Source organism: Brachybacterium kimchii, assembly GCF_023373525.1.
GTDB lineage: Bacteria > Actinomycetota > Actinomycetes > Actinomycetales > Dermabacteraceae > Brachybacterium > Brachybacterium kimchii.
Window position 1 is genome coordinate 3,383,533 of record NZ_CP097218.1, and the last position, 17,717, is coordinate 3,401,249.

Here is a 17,717-nt window from a genome sequence, read left to right on the forward strand (position 1 = left end):
CAGTAATGCCCCTGGTCAGCGGACATGACGTCATCGCCGAATGCACTTCGAGGGGGCTCGTCGCCGGCGCCTTCAACACCACCAACATCGAAACCACGATGGGGATCGCGGAAGCGATCGAGCGAACGGGAGTGCCGACGTTCATCCAGGTGGCGCCCACCAACGTCGTGCTCTCCGGTTACGAGTACATCTACGACATGGTGGCCCGTCGACTGGCGGAATGCAGTGTCCCGGTGGCGCTGCACCTGGATCACGGCAAGAACCTCGAAGCCGTCGAGGGAGCGCTCGAGGCACGCTTCACCTCGATCATGATCGACGCGTCAGAGACCCCTTACGAGGAGAACGTGACGACGTCTGCGAAGGCGCGGGAGATGTGCGGCGAGTCCGTCTCGCTCGAAGCGGAGCTCGGAAGCATCGGCGGCAAGGAGGACGAGGTCGGTCCTGAGCACGCGCAGGGGACCGATCCTGATCAGGTGTCCGAGTTCGTCAGGGCCACGAGCTGTGACATGCTCGCCGTCTCCGTGGGCAACGTCCACGGATACGCGCCCGATGCTCGGATCGACTTCGAACTGCTCGGGCGAGTACGCGAGGCGAGCCCCGTCCCGCTCGTGATCCATGGCGGATCCGGCCTCCCGGAGGAGCAGTTCGGGCGCCTCCACGAGTACGGCGTGGTGAAGGTGAACATCGCCAGTGAGCTGCGCAATGCCATGATCCGAACCTTCGGCGAGGCGTACGCGGCCGATCCCCACGAACACTCCCTGATCCGGGTCTCCCGCACTGCCGTGGAGAACATCGCCGACGTCGTCGAGCACCGGATCCGCACGTTCAACCCGTCGGCGCTCTGAGCGGCGTGCGGGCGCGACCGGCAGCGCCACGAAGTGATCCCGCTCGAGTCGTGTGCCGCCCGGAGCGCTGAACCAGACTGAGACATCCGATACGGACGAGGAGACCGAGACGTGCAGTCCACGATCACCGTCGACATAGGCACCACCAGTGTCAAGCTGTGCCTGTTCGAGGCCGACGCCTCGTTGGCCGCATCCGCACGCCGTGCGACACCCACGGTCAGCGATGCCGACGGCGAGGTCTACGACGTCCCGGCTCTCGAGGCCCTCGTCGAGGACTTCGTACGCGGACTCGCTCCTGACACGCGCAGGGAGGTCCGTCGGATCGCGATCGCGGGCGTCGGGGAGTCCGGCGGGCTGGTGCGCGCCGACGGTTCCCTGGCCTCACCCATGATCCTCTGGCACGACCACCGCGGCGCCGGCAGCCTCGCCTCGTTGACTGCTGAGGACCACGAGCGAATATTCCGGGTCACCGGACTTCCCGTGAACGGCAACTACGGGATCTCGAAGACCGCGTGGGCGCTCGAGCGGGCCCTGGGCACCGATGACACCGTCTGGCTGAACGTGGCCGAGTATCTTGCAGCAAGGTTGAGCGAGGACCGCTGGTCGGAACCGTCGCTCGCGAGCCGGACGATGGCGCTGGACGTGCGTAGCGGCACCTGGTCAGCAGAGGTCTGCGGAATGTTCGGGATCTCGCCCGAGGCCTTCCCCCCTCTCCGTGCCGCTTCCGAGGGCGCGTCCATCCGGGAGGGAGCCGCAGCAGCGCTAGGCCTGGACCCGAAGGTGCGCGTTCACGTCGCCGGGCACGATCACATGGTGGGCGCCGTGGGAGCGGACCTGCGGCCGGGCGAGCTGCTCAACTCGACGGGCACCACCGAAGGACTCCTGGTGCTCGCGCCCGAACCGCGCCTGGATGAGACGGCACGGAGTGCGAAGCTGGCCAACGGCATCGACTGCACAGGGAAGCAGCGAACGCTCTTCGCCTCCATTCCCACCGGAGGCTCCACCTTCGCGACGCTCCAGCACATGCTCGACATGGACGGGGAGCGGCTCGCGTCCCTCATCGACACTCTCCATACGCGGTGGATCGCCGACGAGATCGATCTCGAACGGGTCCCCGTCGTCCTGCCCAGGTTCCGCGGGAGCCCACCGCCGACGAAGGATCGAGCGGCTCGGGGCCTGATCGCCGGACTGCGCGACGACACCACCGCTGAGGACATCGTGCTCGGCGCCTTCCTGGGACTCGCCCGGCAGTTCGCGGACGTCCTCGACCTGTTCGATGCAGTCCCGTGCGTGGTCAAGGTGATCGGCCCCGCGAGCGGGAACCCGTTGTGGCTCCAGATCAAGGCGGACCTGTTGGGTGCGCCCCTCTCCGTCTCACGATTCCCCGAGGTCGTCTCTCGCGGCGCGCAGGCTCTGGCGTGCGCAGAGACGACGTCCTGGCAGGAGGTCGACCCCTTCGAGGTGCGGCCGGACTCTGCTCGTCACGCGCGGCTCGGAGCATGGGCGGAAGACACGGGCCCGCTGTGGAGACACCTGCAGGGTGCTCCGTCATGAGTGATGCCGTGGTGTTGCACGCGATGACGGGGGCGTTGGCATGAGGTACGTCGCGGGAATCGATTCCTCGACCCAGAGCTGCAAGGTGAGCGTGCGCGACGCTGCGACCGGTCGGCAGGTGCGGGAGGGCAAGGCCCTGCACCCGCCGGAGACCGTGGTCCACCCCGACGTGTGGTGGGATGCTCTGCTGGCGGCGGTCGAGCGAGCCGGAGGACTGGAGGATGTCTCGGCGATCTCTGTCAGCGGCCAGCAGCACACCCCGGTCTTCCTCGCTGCGGACGGAGCGGTCGTGTGCGACTCCCCCCTGTGGAACGACACGGGCTCGCACGCCCAGATGATGGAGCTCAACGCCGAGCTGGGACGGACCGAGTGGATACGAAGGACCGGCCTGCCGATCACGCTGTCCGACACCGTCACCAAGCTGCGCTGGCTGCGGGAGACGGATCTGGCGGCGACGCGCCGCACGGACGCCGTCGCGATCGTCCACGACTGGTTGACCTGGCGCCTGCGGGGGTACGGGCCGGGCACGGGCGGGATCGAAGAGCTCACGACGGACAGGTCCGACGCCTGCGGGACCGGGTACTGGGACCCCGAGAAGAACATCTACCTGCTCGACCTCTTCGAGCACGCCTTCGGCAGGCGGGCGGCGCTGCCCCGCATCCTGGGTCCGCGTGATCGAGCGGGCGTGACGGGTGGCGGGATCCCGGGGATACCCGCCGGGGTTCCCGTCGGTGCCGGCAACGGGGACAACGCGGCCGCAGCGCTGGCGCTCGGACTCCGTCCCGGGGACGCGGTCATGTCGCTAGGGACCTCCGGCGTGGTCTACACGAGTTCCCCGACTCCGGTGCACGACCTGGCGGGGTACGTGTGCAACTACGCCGACGCGGAAGGCGGGCACCAGCCCCTCGTGGCCACCCTCAACGCGGCGAGGAACTTCCACGCGGGCGCCCAGCTGTTGGGATGCTCGTTCGCAGGCCTCTCGGACCTCGCGCTGCTCGCGCCCCCCGGTGCCGAGGGACTCACCCTTCTGCCGTTCTTCGAGGGGGAGAGGACGCCCGACCTTCCCCACGCCCGTGCCTCTCTCCACCAGGCGTCGCTGGCGAACTTCACTCGCGAGAACTTCGCCCGGGCCGTCTTCGAGGGAACGCTCACATCCCAGGTCGCAATGCTCGACGCCCTGGAGTCGTGTGACCTCGCGATCGACCGGCTTCTACTCATCGGCGGAGCTGCAAAGAGTCCTGCGGTGCAGACGATCCTGCCTCAGCTCGTGGGCGTTCCGGTGCTCGTCCCGGAGTCCGACGAGTACGTGAGCAAAGGTGCCGCGATGCAGGCGCTCTGCGCGCTCGACGGTGAGTTCCCGTCGTGGAGGGTGGATGCGCGTGAGCTCCCTCGCGCCGAACGGTCGGGGGCCGCTGCCCAGCATGCGTCGGCCATGGAGTCCCTCGGGTACGCGGAAGGGTGATGCGCCGTGGTCAGCGGTGCGCTCCGGGGAGCGATCGGCGGCTGCTCGTCTTTCAGGTGGCGGCCGCGTTCATTTCCAGAGGGACCGTGTCGGTGAGCACCCAGGTCTCGTAGTAGTCGAAGCATGTGCCGTCGGCCAGGCGGGAGAGCGAGCGAATGCGCAGCAGTGGGTGTCCGGACTGGATTCCCAGGTGCTCGGCAACCGCGTCCGGCGCACCCAGCGCGTGGATGACGCGGCGCGCATCGTGGACGAGGAGCCCGGCCTCGCGCAGGGCGGTGTTGAGCGATCCTGTGCCATCCAGGACGGGGGAGGCCTGCGCAATCACCTGGCCGACGCCCTGGGGGAACCAGTTGGTGCTGAACAGAGCCATGTCGCCCTCGAGCGACCTCACGCGTTCGAGAGCAGACACCTGCTCGCCGGTGGCGATGCCGAGTGCCTCGCCGACGTGCGCCGGAGCCGGCACGGAGTCGAAGGAGACGACCGTGGTCGTGATGCCCGTGCGGCCGTGGCGGATCTGAGACTCCAGGAAGCCCTCTGAGTCCTGGACGAACCATCCGGAGGCAGGCTTGGGCTTGGCTGCGAAGAATCCGCGACGCGGAACGCGATGCGCGAACCCATCCGATTCGAGCGTCGAGAGGGTCTGGCGGACAGTCGCCCGGGAGAGGTTGAAGTCCCTGGCCAGTTCGAGCTCGCTCGGCAGTCGCTCGCCTTCGGGGTAGTCGCCCTCGAGGATGCGCTCCTTGAGGATGGCGTAGAGCTGCTCGTAGTAGGGGACCGGCGAGGTCCTCTCGATGTTCGGCGTCACGAAATCCCTCCTCGGCCTGCATCGTAGCGCGGAGAGTGCACCACACCGACACCCCGGTCCGTACGTATTGTATGTACACACCGGACAATAGTTGCTAGAGTGACGCGGACGCCGATCCACGGCGGATCCGCGCAGGCACCGACGCCTACAGACTGGGAGCCTCACGATGAGCACGACGATGCGAGCCGCTGTCGCCGACGGAATGGGCGGGGTCGAGATTCGGGACGTCCCGGTCCCGATCGCCGAGGACGGACGTGTGGTGATCGCGCCCGTCGGCACAGGCGTGTGCGGCACGGACCTGCACCTGGTATCCGGCGACTACCCCCACGGGCGCTTCCCCGTCGTCCCCGGACACGAGTTCGCGGGCCACGTCACGGCGGTCGGGCCGGGCGTGCGGGGAATCTCCGAAGGCGACTACGTCGGCGTGAACCCGAACGTCTCGTGCGGACGCTGCACCTGGTGCGGGAGGGGCGCCACCAATCTCTGCACGGCACTTGAGCCCGTCGGGGTCGCGGTCGACGGCTCGTGCGCCGAGTACGTGTCGGTTCCCCAGGGCATCGTCTTCGGCTTGGATGCTCGCATTCCTGAGACGGCGGCCCCGCTGATCGAGCCCTTCGCATGCGTACTGCATGCTCTGGAGCGCGTCCCGGACTGGCGCGAGCAGGAGATGGTGGTCTTCGGAGCCGGTTCGATCGGCCTGATGGCTGTCGCCCTGGCGCGCGACGAAGGCGCCGCCGGCATTCGCGTCGTCGAGCCGAACGCGGTCCGCCGCGCTGCCGCCTCGGAGTTCGGTGCACTGGAGGCCGTGTCGTCTCCGAGCGACCTCTCGCGAGAGACGTTCGACCTCGCTCTGGACGCCAGTGGGCACCCGATCGCGATCGGCCAGGCCGTCGATGCACTCGGCCCTCGCGGGCGATTGATCCAGATGGGGGTCGCGTCTCCCGAGGCGGCAGTGGCGCTCCGCCCCTACGACGTCTTCGCCAAAGAGCTGAGCATCATCGGATCGAACTCGCTCGCCGAGAAGTACGAGCAGGCTGCGGAGCGCATGGTCGACCTGCATCCCGAGCTCTCCGCCCTCATCACCGCGACCTTCCCGCTCGAGGAGTACGCGCATGCCCTCGACGCCGCGAAGAGCCCTGACCAGATCAAGGTCCAGGTGCGGCTCTGAACCTGCGGTCGTCGTGCCGCCCCGCCCGCCTTCTCGGGGAGATCCGCCCGAGGTGGCAGTTCCCTCCGCCCTGGTCTCCAAGGAGATGCCGATGAACACCGATGTCCTCGTCAGCCCCGACACGAAGTCCCGCGGCGCCGCAGGCCTGTTGGACAGGCTCGGCCTCCCCGCGCCGTTGGCCCTCGGATTCCTGGGCGTTCTCCTGTTCATGATCGGCGACGGGATCGAATCGAACTACCTCTCGCCGTTCCTCGTGGGAGCCGAGGGATTCAGCGAGTCCTCGGCTGCTGTCACGATCAGCCTCTACGGGATCTTCGTCGCCATCGGCTCTTGGCTGGCGGGGACCCTTTCCGCAGTCCTCGGCCCGCGGCGCGTGATGCTCCTCGGTGCCGCGAACTGGATCGTCTTCGAAGCGATCTTCCTGATCGTCGGCGTGGGCATGGATCTGGGTTGGGCAGCGGTGCTCGCGTACACGATCCGCGGTATCGGGTATCCCTTCTTCGCGTACGCCTTCCTCTTCTGGATCAATGTCGCGACGCCCCCTCACCAGCGCGGCAGCTCGGTGGGATGGTTCTGGTTCGTCTTCGGGGCGGGGCTGCCGACGATCGGATCGCTCGTGGCGAGCTGGACGATCCCGCACATCGGCGAGGTCGGAACGTTCTGGTTGGCCGTCGTGATCGTCTCGCTCGGTGCGGTGATCGCTCTGCTCGGTGTCCGGGACCGCACGCATGCGGGCCCCATCCCCGATTCGGCAGGCTGGGGCGAGCTCGCCAAGGGGATGACCATCCTCTGGCGCGCTCCCCGGGTCACTGCCGGAGCGGTCGTCCGTCTTATCAACACGGCGCCGAACTTCGCCCTCTTCGTCGTCGCCCCGTTCTACTTCACGCAGCAGATCGGTCTCGATCAGGGGCACTACCTGCAGATCGTGACGATCGTCTACACCGCGAACATCGGCGCGAACCTGGTGTTCGGGATCGTGGGGGACAGACTCGGCTGGCAGCGCACGGTCACCTGGTTCGGATGCGTTCTCTGCGCACTCGGGATGCTGCTGCTGTTCTACGTGCCGCAGATCGCCGGGCCGAACTTCTGGGTCATCACCCTGTGCTGGGCGGTGTTCGGAATCGGGCTCGCCGGCTTCGTGCCGCTCACTGCGCTCACGCCTGCCCTCGTCACGATTGAGGATCGTGGGTCCGCGCTCGCGGTCTACACACTCGCCGCGGGACTCTCGGCCTTCATCGGCCCTGTGATCGTCGCCCTCCTGGGCGGAGCGGCGCACATGACGCTGCTGGTGTGGACCTTCGTCGGCATGTACGTCCTCGGAGCGATCCTGTGCACGGTCCTCCGGTCGTCGGAGGACCCCGTCAGGATGCGCCGGGCGGTCACCGACTGACCAGCTCTCCGCAGCCTCGGTTGCACGCTCGGCGGACGACTCGGCGCCGAGCGTGCGATGTCACGCCCCCAGCAGCCCGTCCACGTACTCGTTCCGGAACACCCGCCGCGGGTCCAGACGATCCCGCAGCGCCTGGAAGTCCGAGAGCCGCGGGTACTGGGCGCGCACGGCGTCGGCGTCGAGCGTGAAGACCTTGCCCCAGTGGGGGCGCGGCGAGAACGGCGCGAGTGCCGACTCGACCGCGGGCAGCACCGCACGGACCTCGTCCGGCCTGCTCTGCCAGGTGAAGTGGATGCACGCGCTCGCGCGCCCGTGGGCGGGGCTCAGCCAGAGGTCGTCGGCCGCGGTGGAGCGGATCTCCGAGACGATCAGCAGAGGGCGGATCCGCTCCGCCAGTTCGCTCACCGCGGCGATGGCCGCCCCGACCTGCTCGCGCGGCACGAAGTACTCCGACTGGATCTCGGCGCCGCTGCTGGGCGTGAACTCCATCCGGAAGTGGGGGAGAACCTCGAACGCGGGGCCGGGCTGCCCGCTCTGGTCGGTGCAGAACGTGGGCGACATGTCCGGGGCCGGGTGGACGGGGCCCGGGGCGCGCCGCGCGCCGTGCCACGCCTCCGGCATCGGCACCGCGTCGCCCTCGCCCTCGGCCTCCTGCTTCACCCACACCTGCGCGGCCGTCCCGTTCCAGTGGTGGAACATGCTCACGCTGTAGGCGCTCGCGAGCACGGCGCCAAGGCCCGCGTCGCTCATCTGCTCGGGAGGCAGGTCCAGGTAGACGGCCTGCCGCATCCGGAAGGCGGGCACCAGGTCGAGCTCGAGGCGGGTGACGATCCCCAGGGCGCCCAGGGCGAGCACCATCCCGTCGAACACCTCGGGATCGGCCTCGCGGGAGAAGCCGACGAGGTCGCCGTCCGCGGTGACCAGCTCGATCGCCCGCACCGAGGAGGCGAGCGAGCGCTGGCGGTCACCGGACCCGTGGGTTCCGGTCGCGCTCGCGCCGCCCACCGAGATGTGCGGCAGGGAGCCCATGCTCGGCAGCGCGAGGCCCTGTTCCCAGAGGGCGGGCACGAGCTCCCCGTACCGGACCCCGGCCCCGACCCGCACGGTGCGGTGCTCCGTGTCGACGTCGATGCCGCCCGGCATCGCCTCGAGCGTCACCAGGTCCGCGTCGGACGCCGCGACCCGCGAGAACGAGTGCCGGGTGCCGAGCGCCCGTATCCGCTCGGAGCGGCCGACGAGGGCGCGGAGCGCGTCGAGGGACGTCGGCCGGTGCAGAGGCCCCGGACCGTAGTCGATCGTGCCCGACCAGCTGAGGCCCGGGCGGGCGCCGGCCTCCGCGCCGCCGGTGGATCCGCGGCTCGGGGAGCTCGCCCCCATGTCTCAGAACCCCTGCGCGAGGCGGTGGAAGACCTGGTTCACGCGCAGCTCCTGCGCGAAGGAGCGCACGGTGGTCGACTCGTCGATGACGGCGAGCTCGAGCCCGGAGATCTCCGCGAGGTCCTCCCAGGTCTCGAGGTCGGTCGCCGTGGTCATCACCGTGTGGTGGGCGGCGCCGGCGGTCAGCCAGCACTCGGCCGACGTCGCCAGGCTCGGCGCGGGCTCCCACACCGCGCAGGCCACGGGCAGGTTCGGCAGGGGCTCGTCGGGTTCGACGATCTCCACCGTGTTGGCGACCAGGCGGAAGCGCTCGCGCATGTCGCTCATGGCGATCACGAGGCCAGGCCCGGGGTCGGCCGTGAACGTCAGGCGCACCGGGTCCTCGCGGTCGCCGATCCCCAGCGGGTGGATCTCGAGGCGGGGCCGCGCGGTGGTCAGCGACGGGGAGACCTCGAGCATGTGGGCGCCGAGGATCTTCTGCTCGCCGGGCGTGAGCTCGTAGGTGTAGTCCTCCATGAGCGAGGCGCCGCCGGGGAGGCCGTATCCCATGACGTTCGCGACGCGCACCAGGATCGCGGTCTTCCAGTCGCCCTCGGCGCCGAAGCCGTAGCCGTCGGCCATGAGGCGCTGCACCGGCAGGCCGGGGAGCTGGCGCAGCCCGCCGAGGTCCTCGAAGTTGGTGGTGAAGGCGCCGAAGCCGCCCTCCTCGAGGAAGGAGCGCAGGCCCAGCTCGAGCCGCGCGCCGTAGCGCAGGGACTCGCGGCGCTCGCCGCCCTCCCGCAGCTCGGGGACGACGTCGTACTCGGCGTCGTAGACCGCGACGAGCTCGTCGATCGCGGACTCGTCGATGCCGTCGACGACCTCGACGAGGTCGTTCACGCCCCACGTGTTCACCGAGACGCCCAGTCGCAGCTCGGCCTCGGTCTTGTCGCCCTCGGTGACGGCGACGTCGCGCATGTTGTCGCCGAAGCGGGCGAGGCGCAGCGAGTGCATCTCCGCCCAGCCCGTCGCCGCGCGCGCCCAGCGGCCGATGCGCTGTTGGACGTCGACATGGGAGGCGTGTCCGACGACGGTCTTGCGCTCGACGCCGAGCCGCGAGGCGATGTACCCGAACTCGCGGTCGCCGTGGGCGGCCTGGTTGAGGTTCATGAAGTCCATGTCGATGCTCGACCAGGGCAGCTTCTCGTTCGCCTGCGTGTGCAGGTGCAGCAGAGGGGTCTGCAGGGCGTCGAGCCCGAGGATCCACATCTTCGCCGGGGAGAAGGTGTGCATCCAGGCGATGACGCCCACGCACGCCGGGTCGGAGTTCGCCGCGAGAGCGGTCTCGCGGATCGCGTCGCGGCTGGTGAGCACGGGCTTCCAGACGATCTTCACGGGCACGTCGCTCGCGGCGTCGAGGGTCTCGGCGATGACGCGGGACTGCTCGGCGACCTGGTCGAGCGTCTCCTGCCCGTACAGGCCCTGGCTGCCGGTGAGGAACCAGATCTCGCGTGCGGCGAACGGGTTGTCCACGGGGTCTCCTTCGGTCGTGGTTGAACGTTCACATCCTAGGGTGGGGAGCCGGTTCGGCGCGAGATCCCGTCCCGGATGCGGACAGCCAGGAGGCCGCCGCCCACGGGGCGACGGCCTCCTCTTGGCCCGAGATGTCGAGGTGTCAGTCCTCGCGGCGCTTCGAGCCGGGGCGTGCGGAGCGTCCGCCCCGCTGCCCCCTGTCGAGGGCGCCGCGGGTCGCCGAGAGCCGGTAGTCGATCCGGTCGTCGACGAAGCTGCCCAGCTGCTCGTTCTCCGGGAGCGACCCGGTGACGTGCTCGGTCACGCGCTCGAGGCGGGCGCTGAGCTCGTGCGCCTCGACGACCGCCGAGTCCAGGCGCAGCGCCTTGACCAGCGCCACGCACATGAGCAGCAGGATCACGCTGAACGGCAGGGCCGTGGCCAGCGAACCCGCCTGCAGGGACTCCAGCCCGCCCGAGAGCAGCAGCGCGGCGGCGAGGAAGCCCGAGAGGGCGGCCCACAGGATGCGCGACCACATCGGCGGATTCGGGTGACCGCCCGAGGCGAGCATGTCGACCACGAGGGACCCGGAGTCCGAGGAGGTGATGAAGAAGATCGCGACCAGCAGGATGCCCAGCACCGAGAGGATGCCGCTGAGCGGAAGGTCCTCGAGGATGCGGAACAGCGACTCCTCGGCCGTGATGTCGCCGAGGTCGCCCGCGCCGAACCACTGGCGGTACAGGCCGCTGCCGCCCCAGATCGAGAACCAGACCATGCCGACCACGGAGGGCACCAGCAGCACGCCGGCGATGAACTCGCGCACCGTGCGACCGCGGGAGATGCGGGCGATGAACACGCCCACGAACGGCGCCCAGGCGATCCACCAGCCCCAGTAGAACAGGGTGGCGCCGGACCACCAGGTCTGCGCCTTCTCGGAGCGCTGGTAGGCGCCCACGTCGAGGGTCATGTGGAAGACGTTGGCGAAGTAGACGCCCAGGGACTCGACGAAGTTCTGCAGCAGGAAGACGGTGGGCCCGAACAGCAGCGCCACGATCATCAGCAGGCCGGCGAGCGAGAGGTTGATGTTCGAGAGCCACTTGATGCCCGCGCCGACGCCGCTGACCACGGACATCATGGCCAGCAGCGAGATCACGACGATCAGCGCCACGAGCAGCCAGTTGCTGACGTCGCCGATCAGGCCGATGGCCTGCATGCCGGCGGAGATCTGCTGGACGCCCAGGCCCAGCGAGGTGGCGATGCCGAAGACGGTGCCGAAGATCGCGAGGACGTCGATGACGTCGCCGACCCAGCCCTTGACGCGCTCGCCGAAGATCGGCTCGAGCGCCCACCGGATCGAGACGGGACGGCCGCGACGGTGCACGGCGTAGGCGAGGGCCAGGCCGATCACGGCGTAGCAGGCCCAGGGGTGCAGGCCCCAGTGCAGGAAGGTCTGCGCCATGGCCAGACCGGAGAGCTCCACGCCCTCGCCGTCCCATCCGGGCTTCACGTTGGTGGTGGTGTACCCCAGGGGCTCGGCGACGCCGTAGAAGACCAGGCCGATGCCCATGCCGGCGGCGAACAGCATCGCGAACCACGAGAGGGTCGAGAACTCGGGTCGGTCCTCGTCCCGGCCCAGGCGGATCCGGCCGAAGCGGCTCAGCGCGATGATCGCCGAGAACGCCACGAAGAGGCCGATGATCAGCATGTAGTACCAGCCCAGGGTCGCCACGATCCAGTTCTGGACGCCCTGGAAGACGGTGCTGGAGACGTCGGGGGCGATCACGGTGCCCACGGCGACCGCGAGGATCACGATCAGGGAGGGCCAGAAGACGGCGGGGGCGATGGTGCCGCGGCCGATGCGCGCGCCCTGTCGGCGCAGCTTCTGGGTGATCTCGTCGTCGCTGTCGCGCTCGTCGATCTGCAGGTGCTCGGGCAGATGGACGGTGGTGGGGAGGTCCTCGGGCCAGGCGGCGGGACGGTCGTGCGAGGAGGTGGGGGAGTCGGTCGCCGCGTCGGCGGCTTCGGGCGGGATGGGCGAGCTCAAGCAGTTCCCTTCGACGAAGGCTGGTGCGTCGTGCATCGGACATCGGACGTCGTCGGCCGAACCTCCAGCGTCGGTGCTTCCCAGACTTCTTTCAAGGGGCGAGCCGCCCCACGGGCGTCACGGTGACGGGGAGGGGGAGGCATCGCTCCTGCTCGCGCCGGAGATCCGTGGAGCGGCGCACGGCACCGGGGTTACTGACCTCATAGTCGTCGAACGCGCCGACGGCGGCACTCAGCGCTGCCCGTACACGTTCTGGTAGCGGTCGAAGAGGGAGTCGACGAGAGTCTCGGGGACCGCCAGCGGCTCGCCGAGCTGGCGGGAGATGTGGACCGTGCGCGCGACCTCCTCGCACATGACGGCGGCCTTCACCGCGTCGCGCGCATCCTGCCCGATCGTGAACGGGCCGTGGTTCCGCATGAGCACGGCCCGCGAGCGGGAGGTGCCGAGGGTCTCGACGATGCCCTGTCCGATCGAGTCGTCGCCGATCACGGCGAGCGGGCCCACGGGGATCGGCCCGCCGAACTCGTCGGCCATCATCGTCAGCACGCAGGGGATCTCCTCGCCGCGCGCCGCCCAGGCGGTCGCATAGGTCGAGTGGGTGTGCACGACCCCGCCGACCTTGTCCATGTGGCGGTACACGTAGGCGTGGGCGGCGGTGTCGGAGGAGGGGGAGAGGGACTCGGGCGTGCCGTCGGCGATCTTCTCCCCGTCGAGCGTGCACACGACCATCGACTCGGGGGAGAGGTCGTCGTACGAGACGCCGGAGGGCTTGATGACGAACAGCTCCGGGGCGTCCGCGGGATCGGTCGACGGCGCGCCGTCCGATGGCGCGCCGGCCGACGGGCGGGGCACGCGCTCGGACACGTTCCCGGCGGTCCAGACGACCAGGCCGTTGCGCGGGAGCTCCGCGTGCAGCGCGGCGACGCGCTCGCGGGTCCGCGCGACCGCCTCCTGGACGGCCTCGGGGAGCTCGGTGAGGACGAGGGTCATGGGGCTCCTTCGACGTGCGACCACACCATCATGGCAACGTTCACATTACGGGTCCGCCGATGCCTCGCGCAAGGCGGCACGGCGGAGTGCGCGCGAGCGGCGCGAAAGGGGGGGGGCGTGCCCCGTCGGCCTCAGTCGATCGACTCCCCGGCGAGGCGCTCGACGGGCAGCGCCGCGCGGTAGCCGCGCAGCCAGTCGGCGTAGCCCTGCGCGCCCGCGTCGGTCGGCTCGAGCGTCGTGACCTCCTGGGAGGCGAAGACCTCGTCGGCCAGGAAGCGGCGCAGCGCCTCGGTGGTCGCCCCGTCCGATGCGGCCTTCCCCTCCGCGAGCTGCGCCGTGTGCGCGGCGAGCAGCGCCATGCCCCAGGCGCCGCCCTCGCCGGCCGATGCGCCGAGGGCGACCGGTGTGCGCAGGGCGTCGGCGAGGACCTGCTGGGCGACGCCCTTCGTGCGGAAGATGCCGCCGTGGGCGTACATGACGTCGAGCCCCACCTTCTCCTCCTCGAGGAGCACCTCCATGCCCGCGGCCAGCGCGCCGAAGGCGCCGTGCAGCTGGGCGCGCATGAGGTTCTCGAGCGTGAAGCTCGCCTGCTGGGTGCGCACGAGCAGCGGCCGGCCGGAGGCGACGCCCGTCTGGTGCTCACCCGAGAGGTAGTTGAAGGACAGCACCCCGCCCGCGTCGGCGTCGCCCGCGGCGCCCGCCTCGAAGAGCCGCGCGTACAGGTCCTCGGTGTCGACGTCCTGCCCGAGCAGCTGAGCGAACTGCGCGAACACGCCGAGCCACTGGTCGAGATCGCCCGTGCAGTTGTTCGTGTGGATCATCGCGACCGGATCGCCCGAAGGCGTCGTGACCATGTCGATCTCCTCGCGGGGCGTCGCGAGCGGACGCTCGAGCACGACCATCGCGAACGCGCTGGTCCCGGCGCTCACATTGCCCGTGCGCGGGGCGATCGCCTGGGTCGCGACCATCCCCGTGCCCGCGTCCCCCTCGGGCGGCGCGGTGAGGACGCCCGCCTCGAGGGTGCCCGACGGATCGAGCAGCCGTGCGCCCTCCTCGGTGAGCGTCCCGGCGTCCTGCCCGGCCACGAGCACCTCCGGGAGCAGGTCGGCGAGATCCCAGGGGACGTCGGCGACGGCGTCCAGGGCGGCGAAGCGCTCCAGGAGCTCGTGGTCGTAGTCCGGCGCGTCGCTCGCGGAGGAGATCGGGAACATCCCGCTGGCATCGCCCACGCCCAGCACGGAGCGCCCGGTGAGGCGGCGGTGGACGAGGCCGGAGAGCGTGGTGATCGCGGCGATCCTCCCCACGTGCTCCTCGCCGCCGAGCACGGCGTGCAGGAGATGGGAGACGGACCAGCGCAGGGGGATGTTCTGGCCGAAGGTCTCCGAGAGCAGGGACGCGGCGTCGGACGTATAGGTGTTGCGCCAGGTGCGGAACGGGGCGAGCAGCTCGCCGTCCGCGTCCAGGGCGATGTAGCCGTGCATCATCGCGGAGACGCCCAGGGACGCCAGGCGGGTGAGCGGCACGTCGAAGCGCGTGCGCACGGCGTCGGCGAGGTCCGCGAAGCACGCGGCGAGACCTTCCCAGACCTCGTCCATCGGGTAGGTCCAGCTGTCGTCGGCGAGCGTGTTCTCCCAGGCGAAGGAGCCGGTCGCGAGCACGGCCCCCGCGTCATCGACGAGGGCCGCCTTGATCCGGGTCGAGCCCAGCTCGATCCCCAGGTGCGCGCGCCCCCGGGAGATGAGGTCGGCGGCATCGGGGCGGGGAGCGGTCACATCGTCGTGGGTCATGGCCCTATTCGATCAGGCCCACCCGGGGTCGGCAACGTGCACATCGGACGCGACGGGAGGATCCGGCCTCCCCGGGGACGGCGGCACGGCCGCTCAGAGCGCGAGCACGGCCCCCGCCGCGAGCCCCGCCGCGAGCACCACGCCCGCGATCCCGGCCGAGGCCCGCCAGGTCAGCGCCCGCCCCACCATGACGAGCGAGGGGAGGCTGACGGCGCTCAGGCAGATCAGCGCGACGCCCTCGGCCCACGGGTCGGCGCCGAGCGCCGCCAAGGCGAGGAGCACCGGGATCTCGCCGGCCGTCGGGATCACCATGAGCACGGCGATCAGGGCGAAGACCAGCACCGCCGCGACGGACCAGTCGATCGCCTCCAGCCGCCATCCGCCCAGGTGCAGCAGCACGCCGACCACGAACACGATCCCGAGGTACTCGGGGACGAGCCGCACCGCGAGGCGTCCCAGCTCGCGCAGGAACCGCAGGGGAGCGGAGGCGGAGGAGTGCGACCCGATCCCTCCTGCCGAGGCCGTCCCGGGCTCCGCCGTCCAAGGGACGACGGGAGTCGCGGCGACCGCCACCCGCTCACCGCCGACGCCTGCGGGGCCCGATGGCGAACCGATCTGCGCCCCGCGCCCCGCGAGCCTCCCCGCGACGACCACCGCGACGGCCACGAGCGCGATGCCGACGACCACGCGCGTCGCAGCCCACTGCCACGGACCGATGATCGCGAGGAACACGATGACAGCGGGGTTCAGCACCGGGTTGGACAGCCAGAACGCCGTCGCCGCGCGGACCGGGACCCCCGCGCGCCGCAGGCCGACGACCACCGGGGCGGTGCAGCACGTGCACATCATCGCGGGAAGGCCCGCGAGGGCCGCCCGGGCGGCGCCCCGATCGTCGGACCATCCCGCGGCTGTGCCGGCACCGGATCGCGCCCGACCGCCCGTGATCAGCCGCGCGAGCCTCTCGGGACCCAGGAAGGCCTGGACCGCCGCGGAGATGACGAGCGCGACCAGCAGCGCCTTCCAGATCGCCAGCGTGTAGGTGACCAGGAAGTCCCAGCCGCCGCGCCACCACGTCGGCGCGTCGACCGCCGCGTCCGAGAGCACCGACCCGTCCCAGGTGCCGCTCTCTGCGAGCCCGATCGTCTTCAGCGTGTACGGGTACCACTTCGCCCACAGCAGCCCGAGCGCCGCGATCGCGAGCACCAGCAGGACCGGGCCGACGTAGCGACCGGCGGAACCCCGCGCGGGCGACGGCTCGCTCGGCGCACCGGGCGAGGACGGGGCGGGGGAGGCGGGATGCGTGGTCACGGGCACGAAGCCTAGTGCTGCACGGCGCTCGCGTGGGTTCTCGTGCGAGCCGTTCGCGCGGCCGGGACCGTCGTGCCGCGGGGCAGGGATCGGACGACGAGCCGCTCCGCGTCAGAGGGGCCGGAGGCTCGATTCCCGAACGACGAGCTCCGGCGCGAGCGCGGTGGGGGGTCCGTCGGGCCTGTCCGCTCCGTCCGTCCCGTCGACTCCGTCCGTCCCGCCTGGCGCGTCCGCTGCGCCTGCCCCGTCCTCGAGCCGCGAGAGCAGCCGGTGCATCGCTGCCCGGCCGAGCTGCGCGAAGGGCTGGGCGACGGAGGTGAGCGAGGGCGTGGTGTAGGTGGCGCCCTCGATGTCGTCGAAGCCGACGAGGGCGACGTCTCGGGGCACCTCGATGCCGCGCTCGCGCAGGGCGCGCAGGATCCCGATCGCCATCAGGTCGTTCGCGGCAAAGATCGCGTCCGGGAGCGCTCGCGCGGCGAGCTTCGTGCCGATCCGGTATCCCGAGCGCGCCGACCAGTCGCCGGGGTCCGTGCACTCGCCGTCGGCCCCGATGTCCGTGAGCGTCTCCTCGGTGCCGCGGCGCCGAGCGCGCGCGTCGAACCAGTCGACGGGGCCCGGCACGTGCACGATCCGGCGCATGCCCTGGTCGGCCAGGTGCGTGATGACCGCGCGGGCGCCGCTCGCCTGGTCCACGCCGACGACCTCCACGCCCGCCGCGTCCAAGGGGCCGGAGGACACCGAGAGCACGGGCGTGGTGCGGGCCGCGGCCTCGGCCACGGGCGTCATGCCGTCGTGCCCGGCGACCACGATGATCCCGTCGACCCCGGAGCCGACGAGGTCCGAGGCGACCTGCGCGTGCGGCTCACCAGGGGCGACGGTCGCGAGAAGGGTCGAGTAGCCGGCCTCGCGCGCGGCCCGCTCGATCGCCGCGGTGGTCTCCGCGGGGCCGAACAGCGAGGAGCCGTCCGACAGCACGCCGACGAGTGCCGAGCGGGTGGTCTTCAGTGCCCGGGCCGCGCGATTGCGCGCGTACCCGAGCTCCACGATCGCCTCGAGCACGCGGTCGCGGGTCTCCGGACGCACGATCGACGGCTCGTTGAGCACTCGCGAGACCGTCTGGTACGAGACCCCGGCGCGCGCCGCGACATCGAGCATCGAGGGGCGGCGCGAGGTCGTCGTCATGGGAGCTCCGTGGATGTCGGCGGGAGAGAGGTGCGTGGGGCGCGCGTGGGCAGGGTGCGTGGGGCCTTTCGAAGGATACGGCGGCACGACCTCCGGCATCTCCGTCGCCCACGCCGATGTGAACGTTGCGATTCCGTGACCTCGTGGGTCGCGCAAATGGTTGCGCCCGCAGTGGATGTGAACGTTATCATCCATGGTGCTCCACGCCACAGCGCATGGATCCGATGCCGCCGGCACCGCTGCCGGCCCATCCGCCCGCCGCCCCATCCCCGACACCCGCGCAGCACGCGCGAGTCCCGGACGCGGGCACCGTT

The 17,717-nt window shown here is 70.7% G+C and carries 13 protein-coding genes; 5 read left to right on the plus strand and 8 right to left on the minus strand.

Features of this window, described 5'->3' with window-relative positions; translation table 11 throughout:
- Positions 1 to 5: 5 nt before the first annotated feature.
- The 3 genes from M4486_RS15380 to M4486_RS15390 all read left to right on the plus strand — a co-directional run bounded on the left by M4486_RS15380 (position 6) and on the right by M4486_RS15390 (position 3,861).
- On the plus strand, positions 6 to 845 hold the full coding sequence (locus M4486_RS15380) for a class II fructose-bisphosphate aldolase (RefSeq protein ID WP_249478158.1): 840 nt from the start codon (positions 6 to 8) through the stop codon (positions 843 to 845).
- Between the two features lie 111 nt (positions 846 to 956).
- A complete protein-coding gene (locus tag M4486_RS15385) occupies positions 957 to 2,399 on the plus strand; it encodes an FGGY-family carbohydrate kinase (RefSeq protein ID WP_249478159.1) in 1,443 nt (480 codons plus the stop codon).
- Between the two features lie 40 nt (positions 2,400 to 2,439).
- On the plus strand, positions 2,440 to 3,861 hold the full coding sequence (locus M4486_RS15390; RefSeq protein WP_283257937.1) for an FGGY family carbohydrate kinase: 1,422 nt from the start codon (positions 2,440 to 2,442) through the stop codon (positions 3,859 to 3,861).
- Between the two features lie 52 nt (positions 3,862 to 3,913).
- Here the strand turns inward: M4486_RS15390 and M4486_RS15395 are convergent, their stop codons facing one another.
- Positions 3,914 to 4,666 (minus strand): GntR family transcriptional regulator, encoded by a 753-nt coding sequence (locus tag M4486_RS15395; protein WP_249478161.1) that lies wholly within the window; start codon positions 4,664 to 4,666, stop codon positions 3,914 to 3,916.
- A 166-nt stretch (positions 4,667 to 4,832) separates the two neighbouring features.
- On the opposite strand from M4486_RS15395, the gene M4486_RS15400 reads away from it, so the two are divergent.
- Together M4486_RS15400 and M4486_RS15405 are read left to right on the plus strand one after the other, a co-directional pair.
- Positions 4,833 to 5,834: an alcohol dehydrogenase catalytic domain-containing protein gene (locus M4486_RS15400; protein ID WP_249478162.1), complete on the plus strand. Its 1,002-nt coding sequence runs from the start codon at positions 4,833 to 4,835 to the stop codon at positions 5,832 to 5,834.
- 91 nt (positions 5,835 to 5,925) lie between these two features.
- Positions 5,926 to 7,224, plus strand: coding sequence for an MFS transporter (locus M4486_RS15405; RefSeq protein WP_249478163.1), 1,299 nt, complete (start codon positions 5,926 to 5,928; stop codon positions 7,222 to 7,224).
- Between the two features lie 60 nt (positions 7,225 to 7,284).
- Here the strand turns inward: M4486_RS15405 and M4486_RS15410 are convergent, their stop codons facing one another.
- The 7 genes from M4486_RS15410 to M4486_RS15440 form a co-directional block, all read right to left on the minus strand.
- Positions 7,285 to 8,601 carry a D-arabinono-1,4-lactone oxidase gene (locus M4486_RS15410; RefSeq protein ID WP_249478164.1) on the minus strand — a complete coding sequence of 439 codons (1,317 nt, stop codon included), beginning with the start codon at positions 8,599 to 8,601 and terminating at the stop codon, positions 7,285 to 7,287.
- 3 nt (positions 8,602 to 8,604) lie between these two features.
- Complete coding sequence (gene araA / locus M4486_RS15415) at positions 8,605 to 10,113, minus strand: L-arabinose isomerase (protein WP_249478165.1); 1,509 nt, start codon at positions 10,111 to 10,113, stop codon at positions 8,605 to 8,607.
- Positions 10,114 to 10,255: 142 nt separating this feature from the next.
- Entirely contained in the window at positions 10,256 to 12,172 is a 1,917-nt protein-coding gene (locus M4486_RS15420) for a BCCT family transporter (RefSeq protein ID WP_429798304.1), read from the minus strand.
- 195 nt (positions 12,173 to 12,367) lie between these two features.
- A complete protein-coding gene (locus tag M4486_RS15425; RefSeq protein WP_249478166.1) occupies positions 12,368 to 13,126 on the minus strand; it encodes an L-ribulose-5-phosphate 4-epimerase in 759 nt (252 codons plus the stop codon).
- 131 nt (positions 13,127 to 13,257) lie between these two features.
- Positions 13,258 to 14,913 carry a xylulokinase gene (locus M4486_RS15430; protein ID WP_249478167.1) on the minus strand — a complete coding sequence of 552 codons (1,656 nt, stop codon included), beginning with the start codon at positions 14,911 to 14,913 and terminating at the stop codon, positions 13,258 to 13,260.
- Positions 14,914 to 15,006: 93 nt separating this feature from the next.
- Complete coding sequence (locus tag M4486_RS15435; protein ID WP_249478168.1) at positions 15,007 to 16,221, minus strand: permease; 1,215 nt, start codon at positions 16,219 to 16,221, stop codon at positions 15,007 to 15,009.
- 111 nt (positions 16,222 to 16,332) lie between these two features.
- Positions 16,333 to 17,403: a LacI family DNA-binding transcriptional regulator gene (locus M4486_RS15440; RefSeq protein ID WP_249478169.1), complete on the minus strand. Its 1,071-nt coding sequence runs from the start codon at positions 17,401 to 17,403 to the stop codon at positions 16,333 to 16,335.
- Positions 17,404 to 17,717: the final 314 nt, after the last annotated feature.

Bases quoted from the DNA above. Each gene is read 5' to 3' on its own strand.
- M4486_RS15390 (WP_283257937.1), top strand. From the start codon at position 2,440: ATGAGGTACGTCGCGGGAATCGATTCCTCGACCCAGAGCTGCAAGGTG.
- M4486_RS15400 (WP_249478162.1), top strand. From the start codon at position 4,833: ATGAGCACGACGATGCGAGCCGCTGTCGCCGACGGAATGGGCGGGGTC.
- M4486_RS15405 (WP_249478163.1), top strand. From the start codon at position 5,926: ATGAACACCGATGTCCTCGTCAGCCCCGACACGAAGTCCCGCGGCGCC.
- M4486_RS15425 (WP_249478166.1), bottom strand. From the start codon at position 13,126: ATGACCCTCGTCCTCACCGAGCTCCCCGAGGCCGTCCAGGAGGCGGTC.
- M4486_RS15420 (WP_429798304.1), bottom strand. From the start codon at position 12,172: ATGCACGACGCACCAGCCTTCGTCGAAGGGAACTGCTTGAGCTCGCCC.
- M4486_RS15410 (WP_249478164.1), bottom strand. From the start codon at position 8,601: ATGGGGGCGAGCTCCCCGAGCCGCGGATCCACCGGCGGCGCGGAGGCC.
- M4486_RS15380 (WP_249478158.1), top strand. From the start codon at position 6: ATGCCCCTGGTCAGCGGACATGACGTCATCGCCGAATGCACTTCGAGG.
- M4486_RS15440 (WP_249478169.1), bottom strand. From the start codon at position 17,403: ATGACGACGACCTCGCGCCGCCCCTCGATGCTCGATGTCGCGGCGCGC.
- M4486_RS15430 (WP_249478167.1), bottom strand. From the start codon at position 14,913: ATGACCCACGACGATGTGACCGCTCCCCGCCCCGATGCCGCCGACCTC.